We start from the raw sequence: 9,464 nt of genomic DNA, 5'->3' as shown, positions 1-9,464 counted from the left end.
TCTCCACAGGATCCACCCATCCTCATGGAGATGGGCCGCCGTTTCATGACACCGCCTCACGACATGAATGATCTTCACTCATCACTTGGGCAATGAACGCGGAAAGGGTAACCATGGGGGGGTAGACCCGATCCCGAAACTTACCTTTCGTCTCTTCCAGGAGATTGAGCAACGTCCCGGAGGTTAGAATTTCTCCAAAAGGCAATCCACTCCCCTGGGGAAAAACGCATTTTCAACTTTTCAATTTGGTGTACAGCCTTCAATCGCGTAGACTTAAACATGGTCGGTCTCCTGCTTGGTCGTGCTTCCTTGGTCTGTTCAACCCGGAATCATGCGCCATCAGGAGGCCGATGTCACACTTTGCTGAAACTCAAAAGAAAATTCTTATCTAAGCGCCATTGGGGCCTCTCTCCTGGTCACTTTCTGCTCTCTGCCCAACCTAGAGTCCACACAGAATCATCACCTCCACTGAATCCTCTGTTGGTCCTCATCGATGCTCAAACCGAGGAGGTCCGGGAAAAGATGGTCATTCCCGCAAGCATCGTGCGCCATCTGTTGAAATCGTAAAATATGAATAATCAATATCGTACATTATTTGTGCTGGCCGGTATTCCAAATGACAATAATATTATAAGTAAGTTTAATTTGAAAAAAAATTATAACACAGAGTTTATGTGGTGTAACGCGCTGAAAATTGGCAATAAATTAAGCTATGATGAGAAAAAAATAGATAAAACAATAGAAAATATTTATAAAAAAGTTTTAGATTCAGAATCATATTCAGCTTTGCCCCCTATCAACCAAATCTACTTGGTGTTTCAGAAAGTCAAGAAGTGGGAATACCTTCTGGATAAGTGTCGATTCTTCTCCTTTCCGGTTAGTACATCAAAACCGGCAATATCTATTGATAAAATCATCAAAGAATACAAAGAGATCATAAATAAATTATCTGACGGGCAAAACGATTTCTTGAAGATCATTAAAAACGTTATACCATACACACATTCAAGAGTTGGAAAAAATTATTTAAATTATTACTTTGTTATGCTTCCGACGCTTAATTTTAACAATGCAAATACGGAACATTTTTTTGCAACCTTCGAGGGAGTAGCGCCAGTTTTGAAAAACATGCCACGTTTCGCCCCGGAACAGAAAGGCTTTATTGATGATCTGAAGGGAATCTTCAGGCCAGAGTCCGCCCCGGAATCACATCCCGTCCCTGATCTGGAAAAATTGGCACCACATCACCGTCTCAACGCCATGTTTCGCTTTGGACTCAGGTATGACAGCCGATTTCACTTTGATTTGGCCAAGCCTGACGGTCGGAACCAATATTTTTGTTTGGAGAGAGAAAGGGTCGTGAAACAGCCGGACGGTACCAAGCCCTACGCCAACATCTACCCTTCCGACCTGATACGTTGGAAAACCGAAGCAGGAACCGCCTCATGGTGTGCGGCTACCAACTAAAAAGGCGGAAGGAACTCCTTCCGCCATTCGTAATATCACTTGCGACCCACCAACACGCCCCCGTCAAAATCCGGCCCCGCCCCATCTCCCCTAGCACTTTGCGACATGCGCAAAGAAGCTACTAACACAAGGCTTGACTCACGACTCGGACTCCTTGGCCTACCAAGAATGGCCCACCCAGGCGAACCTCCCTCATTTCTGAGGTACCCGAACCCTGACTGGAGTCACGCATCCCAGAGAGGTATTAAATCAATTGCCCACTCGTATGCGCGCTTGTCCGAAACGACGGCTTTGGTTGGCATACAGCTCTACGCTTAGCAAAAGTCTAGCCAGTGTAGAGTGGGAGTGCAACCGGAAAATTTCAGATATTTTAGAAAATTTTCTCTTTGTATGGTTAAACCGTTGATTTTATTTTTTGATCTGTTCAATATTTTGCAAGCTCCACTTTTCCGCAGACCTCTTTTCGCTTTTTACAAAAAAGAGCTTAGCCCAATTTTTTAACCATCTTTTTTTGGGGCTTCGCCCCAAGCCCCACCAGGAGGAAGGGCGCAGCCCTTTCTCCTGGACCTCCATCCCTTTTTTGTAACTATTCAGCACCCGACCACGAATCGGGGTCCAGGGGGCTGGCTCCCTGGCAGGTCCAGGACAGAGTCCTGGTGGGGTTCGGGGCGAAGCCCTGACAAAGGCTTTCATATCCAGGCTTTTTTTGAAAGGGTGCTGAATAGTTACCCTTTTTTTAGGACTTCGTCATGCCTGCTGGCAATTTTGGCAAGGGAAGCTGCCGCGCACGCCAAAGAACCAGCAGACCAGCCAGCAGACAGTGCAACATGTTGATCGCCAACACCCCGAGGGAGACGAGAACCACCTGTTCCGTACTGGCGCCACCGATTTTATGCCAAAAATAGAGAGCGACCAGTTCGGCAGGCCCCCGACCCTGGATGCTGATGGGAAGAAGGGCAGTCACCATGATGGCTGGAGACCCCACCATGAACAAACTCCAAGGGATCTCCATGCCAAAGGCACGCCCGACGAGGAGAAAAATCAAGCTGCTCCATAAAACAAAACCAATATCAATGCAGGTAGAAACCCACAGGATGCGCAAGTTCCGTCCACCTACGCGCAAAGCCACCATGACCTTGCTGACATGTCCGGCCAACTTGCCAACGACCCCTGGATGGCGAAGCATCCAGGGGAGGAAGGGAAAACCGGTTTTGACAAGCACCACCCCCACGACTCCCCCGATCAGAGTGGTGATACCCACCAGCCCAAACAGGGTTTTGTGTTGTTGCACGTCAGCCCCGAACCAGAACAAAGCCGCTATGACGAAGGCTGCAAAGTTGATAACCAGTCCCTGAAGCCTCATCAGCAAAAGCGATGCTGCCGCATGATGACGCAGTCCAGCCGGTATCAAAGCCAGTCGGTAGATATCGCTGCCGACCCGGCCCGGAACGAACGCATCAAAAAATCCAGCCTCCAGATGAATGAATTGCACCCAGGCCCATGGCCAGGGGTTGGCATCGCTTTTGAGAAGCACCTGCCAGCGCCAACCCTGGAGAAAAATGGGAGCCAGTTGCAAAACAAACGCCACCATAATGAGGTGGTATTCGGCTTGACCCAACAAGGTACGCAACTGCTGCCACTGCATCTGCGAAACAATCGCCGCAAGGATGACGACAGGTATCAAAATTCTCAAAACCTGCCAGCATTTTTGCCAAAAATGTGACCACCGCATCGGATGATCGCCACATGTGTGCATGGGATGATTTTCGCCTCGGATCTGGAAATGCCCCTTAACCCCGTCGCATTCTGTTCACGACACGTGTAATGTTCAAGGATCAATCCAGGTAACTCAACTTTTGCAGTAACTATTCAGCACCCGACCACGAATCGGGGTCCAGGGGGCTGGCTCCCTGGCGGGTCCAGGGCAGAGCCCTGGTGGGGTTCGGGGCGAAGCCCTGACAAAGGCTTTCCCGTCCAGGCTTTTCTTGCAAGGGTGGTGAATAGTTACCTTTTGCAGTTCATTTCAGCTAGATTTTGACGTTTCAAACCAACAGGATCCAGGAGAAGCACTTGGGCGAGCCAGGCTTCAACTTCCCGGTTGATGAGTTCAATCACCTCGTTTTTCAGGTCGTTTCCCAGATTGGTAGCCTTGTCGAGGGCAGATGCGATGAGCCAGCGGAATGCGCCCCAGAGCTTTTTGGTGTAGGTCAGTGCAGCCAAGCCATGGGATATTTGGTCCCGACTGACCCCTTTGAGCGCCACCGCGCTGGAGAGGATGGCGTGACGCATGGCGGCCAAGTGAAGGCATGCTGTCACGGCCTCGAAGGAACGGACGGATTCACTGAGAAAACCGAGGTGCTGTTTGGACTCCTTGTAGAATACCTCGACGCCCCAACGGTTGGCATAATGTTCGATCATTGCCATCAGACTCATGGTGCGATCAGTGGTCAGGAAGACGGCCCACTCCTTGGAGCCTTTCTTGGGATCAATCAGACGAACAAAGAAAAGGCGAACGTGACCGATTTCGGAATTCTCCACGTCCAGGAATGTTCCCTTGAACCTTTTGGATCCCTTTGCTTTCCGGGCCTTGGCCCTGGCAAACTGAGACCATAACTCGGTCGTTGTGAATTCTCCGCCCTGGTAGTGGAATTTGGCCTTGTTGCGTTTCCACCGAATAAGGGGGATAGGCGCCAAGCGCATGGATCTCTTTCACAAATTGCAAAGAGGCAAACCAAGCGTCTGCCAGGAAATACTTGGCCGGAATGCCCGCCTGGACGGCACGTTTGGCCATGGTGACAACTTGGTCAAGTTTGGTCAAGTTAGCTGCCTCCTTGAATCGACGCCCTAAATGGGAACGCCTGTCGAATCGATGCTTAAGGATCTCAACCAAGTTTCCGATCAGGGGGCGTCTGGAGAAGCGCAATGCGGCATCCAAAGCCAAGGCTCCCTGGGCGTTTACCCAGATCAATTGGGCGGTTTCAAACCCGATGACCTTTCGCTCTGTGGTGTGATCGTGATGCCAGCAGACCCCCTCAATCCGTCTGCCCCGTTTCTCCTTGATTGTGGTATCGGTAACGAGGTAGCCATCACCGAGATCAAAAGTTTTCCATTGAGAAAGCAGTCTTTTGACCAAACACCAATGGGCTGTACGCCAAGGAAAGCTGCGTTGCAGAAGCCGATAAAAGGCGTCCTTTCCCACCGCGAAGACCGAGTGGAAATGGTCGCGGCAGAAAATGTGAATGGAGGTGGCCTTCAGTAGTGGATGGATGATCAGAAGGATGATCAGGGATGGCAGATCCTTTCCGGAACGCTTGCTCCAACCGTAGTGAGAAAAGATTCCCAGAAAGTTAATTTCCCCGAGAAGATCGAGCACGGCGTTATCCACCCCGAATGTCCCAAAGGATTTGGATTTTATGGCGTCAATCATGGGGGTAGGCAAAGCTGCCTGAGTTCTGGTATCGTTGCCCATGAGGCCGGTCCTTTTAACTGTTAACGTATTGACATAACAGCAACATTATAACAGATAAGGGTCGGCCTCGCTCGGGATTTTTGGCGGAAATCAGGCCGTCAGGCCGTTCCGCGAACTGCAAAAGTTGAGCAGGTAACTATTCACCACCCGCCAACGAATCGGGGTCCAGGGGGCTGGCTCCCTGGCAGGTCCAGGACGGAGTCCTGGTGGGGTTCGGGGCGAAGCCCTGACAAAGGCTTTCATGTCCAAGCTTTTCTTGCAAGGACGGTGAATAATTACCAATCCAGTTCCATTCGAGGCTCTTGTAAAATTTCCTGGTGGACTGATACCGTTTCTGAAGTCATTGTTTTGTGATACGGAGGCTTCCTCGATCTACCAAGGAGGATGAGATGCCATGGATGGGCCAGGACTGGAAGTCCGGATGGACCGGAAGAAGGGACATGCCGTGGATGGGAGCACCGTGCTCATAAAATGATCGAAGCGATGATCAAGACTGTACCTGATTCTTTAATGTTGATATAATCTCCTTTATGCGATTAAAAAGTTTATCTGATTGATTGTTTAGTATACTAATTTCAATAAAAATTTCCTTGCAATTTGATGCAACATCACCTTGTTTGAATTTACCTAATGATGTTTGAATTTTTTTTACCTCGTCTATGATATGATTGACAACATTATCTCCATTGATTGATTTCCATGCAGAGAATTCGATATCACCTTCTAGAAGGTTTAATTTAACATCTGACGTTATCTGATTAATTTCCTCGCATTTTTTTTCAACCTTGCTGGCATACAGATTTTTTTGAAGCTCTAAATAATTTAATTCTTCTACGTACTCCATTGTTTGATCTATCTGGCTTATTATAGTATTAAATTGTTCTGTTAGCGAAAAAATACGCGGACTTTTGTAATGTAATGGCATATACAGTAATTTATTGCAATCATCTTCCATAAAGTAATCAATCGTGTTATTTCTTACATCGACAATCATGTTTATTTCTTCATCCATTTCCTCAAGGACATCGATGTAGTGATTTATGGTTGCCACCCATACACGTACCCATGAAAAATTTATACTCTGCAACATCGTTAAAATTATTTTAATATCATTATTGATTAATATTGGAATCTTTTTTTTAATCTCGAGAATATCGTCTATGTTGTCAAGTCCGGTGTAGTCTACTTTTACTCTACCCTGCATAGATAATAGACAGTAATTTTGCAACCATTTATTGTGTGACCACGGTAAATCATTAGTATTTTTGTTGGGTGTTTTGAATAGAATTAAATATATTAAGTACGTTAAAATGTGACTTACGAAATATACAATAGAGTCAACAAGGCCGCTATGAATTTTTCTTGCAGGATTAGATATATTACAATCCCATAAATTAAAAATTCCAGGAGATCTGCAATAGGAACATAATCCAGCGTTCTTTAGACCAAAGGCAACAGGTTTAGCAAAATTAAATTTTTCCCTCCTTTCTATATACCGTTCACGTCCAAGTTCTTTATATGCCATGTCAAGGGTCAATTCAAAATCTTCCCGAATCCTGGATTCTTTTTCTCTGTTGAGAATCTTTTTCCAGAAGTTGACTTTTGCATACAAGGGTACTGCGCAAGCCTGCCGCAATCTATTTTTGAAGTTTTTATGCCCTTTCTCTACACTCTGCAAAAGCTTCTCTCCCAGTTCAATAAATGTAAATTCCCTTCGCTTATTATTCCATTGTAAATCTGGATACAAAAACTTCAGAAACCTACATCCGTCACGGTCTAAAACAGCCAAAACACTCCTTATTGAATCATCCATTTCCCGGATACTGTCGTGATGGCTGCTTCGCACAGCAGATCTAAAGAGGCGACTGATCCATATCTTAAAATATCTCTGTATCCCCATATTTTTTAAACAAAATTTAAGCCCGCAGCTCATGCCGCACAACCAAATAAATAGTGAATTCCGTATCAATAATTTAGAAGGGCGTGGCAACCAGCTTAAAAGAGAAATTGAAATCTCTCTTTGCTCAAAAAAACCATTAATACTGTCAGTAAATTTTTCCAAAAAAATTGGAATAATCTCATGGTTACTTCTGTTAAATTGCTCTTCTCGAATTTCTATTGCAACAGTTTGACGAAAATAAAGAAAAACTTCGCCGAAAATGACTGCTGTAGCAATAATAACAACAAAAATATCGAATATTTGACGATAGTCTGAAGCAAAAACAATTCGAATAAAATCAATACAAACTCCCGTTTCCGTCAGACTTTTTTCAGTTTCAAAAAAAAGATAAAAAAAGGACATAACGTTATTATGAATAGAGAAAATCGTAAACAGAATAAGTAGTATTGATATAATAAATCTGCGCGGACCAACCATAAAACAATAAACAATACCTTTATTAAATTGCTTTTTCTCAGCAATGCCACTTAGTAAGCGATTTTTAAAATCAAGAATGGCTACAGAAAAGATGAGCCCAATTATCGCACCTATAGCTTCAATAAAATTATAACAAGGAAGTAATAGATTAACTTCTAAATACACTGACAACATGGACACTATTAAAATAATAGAAGAAATAAACGGTTTCAGCGTACTGTCTGTGTCGCTATGATATATATTTATTTTATAATGTTCATGTATTGCTGTTTTGATTGTTTCTTTGAATAATTCTTGAGAGGCTTGCATGTTAAGATGAAAAATCATTTTCATTAGTAAATAAAACGGATTGCTGATAATATTTTCTTCATTTCCCCGTATCAGTGCATCCTGAAATGCTGAAAAACAATCCAAAACGGGGGTTCTGACATCCCTGAGTTGCGATGGATCGGGCACTCCAATCTGTCGCCTCTCTTCAACCAATTTATCTCGGAGTATGGCAACGGCTCGCAAAGTTTCGGTCCATGTCTCCTGAGTGCGAGAATAAAACCTCTTGTATCCCTCCTCACTGGAAATACGCCCGCTACTTTGCGTCGGGAGCAGGCAGATATCACTTCCCATCTCCGCGCTTGGGGAGAACAAGCTCACAACCACATGGCCATACACCATCAGTGGCCGCAAATTAGGATCTTTGTTTTCCTTTCTGGAAGGCATGCCACGACTCCCCTGCAAGAATCTAAAATCAACTTTTTTACAAAACACGAACCTTCTAAAATCAACTTGTTGTAAACTTGGTCCCATCCAATTTTGCCCTATTTCCGACTTTCTGCAGAGGAGTCATGTCATGCACCCATGCGCACATCAGTATCGGCATGCAACGATGGTGACCAATCAACCTTTTGGTCAACTATAAAAGTTCTGCAAGAACACGCTTTGTTGTGACACAAATATCTCTGCCCGCCATCTACCTGATGCTCAAACTGCATGATACCCAGTCCGCCACACCTAGGGCAGCGAACACCCGCACTTGTTACCTCCTTGCCCCCCGACAAACCCTTGATGTTTTCGCCATGGATATGGCCCCAGGGCAGACTCGACCTGCTGGAAACAATTGATTTTTTTATCAAATCAACCCCGTCACGGACGGCATTTTCTCCTGAACAAAGATCACAAATTTCTGTATACTCACTGCAGTCACATCTTACAACTTTAATTAAATCACGAATCCGCATAACGGTGAGGGACAGTGTTGTCTTCCTGCTCGGATTCCTGATCAATAAGGATGCGTTGTAATCTATGGCGAACTCTCTCAGACGTAAGATCAACCCAAAGGATTGGCTGCAAAAATTATCCACATTTGAAAGATCTACTAAAACATTCAGGCCAACCTTCACTTTGTACTCTTCCAAAACCCCCAGAACAACGTTGTGCTCCACGAAATCGAAGCACTCGCCGGAGAATACCAGAAGTGTGTTGTTCTTTTTAAAATATTTGTGTATCATGGCGGTGCATCCCTTTCGCCCATGTCGCAAACCGTGAGAACCGTTGACCATCGAAGCCCAAAAACGCCTCCCCGCAGGAATGTGCGACCGCTCGCCCAAGGAAGGTACACAACAAGAGAACACTTGAGACGTTGTTTCCGATTGCCCAACCGACGAGGGGGAAGAATTCCGCCAATCCACGGCGCGAGCGTAAGCTTCCCGCCATAAAGGACGCCAAGCCGTTTTGCAGTTTTTGAGAACTCAGCACTTCCAACAAGGAAAAAACACCGACCCGGTCTAGTGACTACCACCTTAAAGTTCCCTGGAGAGGAGGCAGAGCCCTAAAAATAAATCACACCACAAAACAGGAACATTCTTTGCGCCATACGTTCCAATAGGATAGGACTACAGCATGCTGTCGTTACCTAATCAGCAGCGCGCTGTCACACCAAACCCCGCAATAGACCAGGGTTGACGACACGCCCTCTCTGCCGTCTTGTCTCAACCACGTATAGGTCGTCGGCCAAAAACGGGCTTCCGCCATTCTTGACCCTCGGTCGCCACAGGTGCGCGGAAAGAAGAAACAACCACGCTTTTTAGCACAACCCAATACGCAATTCAGCACACCCCAAAGGACGCAACACCAAGTGAGTTTGTGCGCTCAGCGACC

Annotated in this window: 4 protein-coding genes and 1 pseudogene; 1 reads left to right on the top strand and 4 read right to left on the bottom strand. The window is 45.7% G+C overall.

All coding sequences use genetic code 11. From position 1 onward, the window contains the following. Window positions 1-570: 570 nt before the first annotated feature. Window positions 571-1,467, top strand: a complete 897-nt coding sequence (locus HQL63_10235) for a hypothetical protein (protein MBF0177207.1) — start codon at window positions 571-573, stop codon at window positions 1,465-1,467. A gap of 736 nt (window positions 1,468-2,203) precedes the next feature. Here the strand turns inward: HQL63_10235 and HQL63_10230 are convergent. The 4 genes and pseudogenes from HQL63_10230 to HQL63_10215 all read right to left on the bottom strand — a co-directional run bounded on the left by HQL63_10230 (window position 2,204) and on the right by HQL63_10215 (window position 8,815). After that, window positions 2,204-3,151, bottom strand: a complete 948-nt coding sequence (locus HQL63_10230; protein MBF0177206.1) for a flippase-like domain-containing protein — start codon at window positions 3,149-3,151, stop codon at window positions 2,204-2,206. Window positions 3,152-3,471: 320 nt separating this feature from the next. Continuing rightward, window positions 3,472-4,936: pseudogene (locus tag HQL63_10225) on the bottom strand (transposase). A 487-nt stretch (window positions 4,937-5,423) separates the two neighbouring features. Then, window positions 5,424-8,027, bottom strand: a complete 2,604-nt coding sequence (locus HQL63_10220) for a hypothetical protein (GenBank protein MBF0177205.1) — start codon at window positions 8,025-8,027, stop codon at window positions 5,424-5,426. Between the two features lie 128 nt (window positions 8,028-8,155). Next, a complete protein-coding gene (locus tag HQL63_10215) occupies window positions 8,156-8,815 on the bottom strand; it encodes a hypothetical protein (GenBank protein ID MBF0177204.1) in 660 nt (219 codons plus the stop codon). Window positions 8,816-9,464: the final 649 nt, after the last annotated feature.

The organism is Magnetococcales bacterium (assembly GCA_015231175.1).
Lineage (GTDB): Bacteria > Pseudomonadota > Magnetococcia > Magnetococcales > DC0425bin3 > HA3dbin3.
Note: the sequence above shows the minus strand (reverse complement) of the source record. Positions and strands in the feature narration are given on the sequence as shown.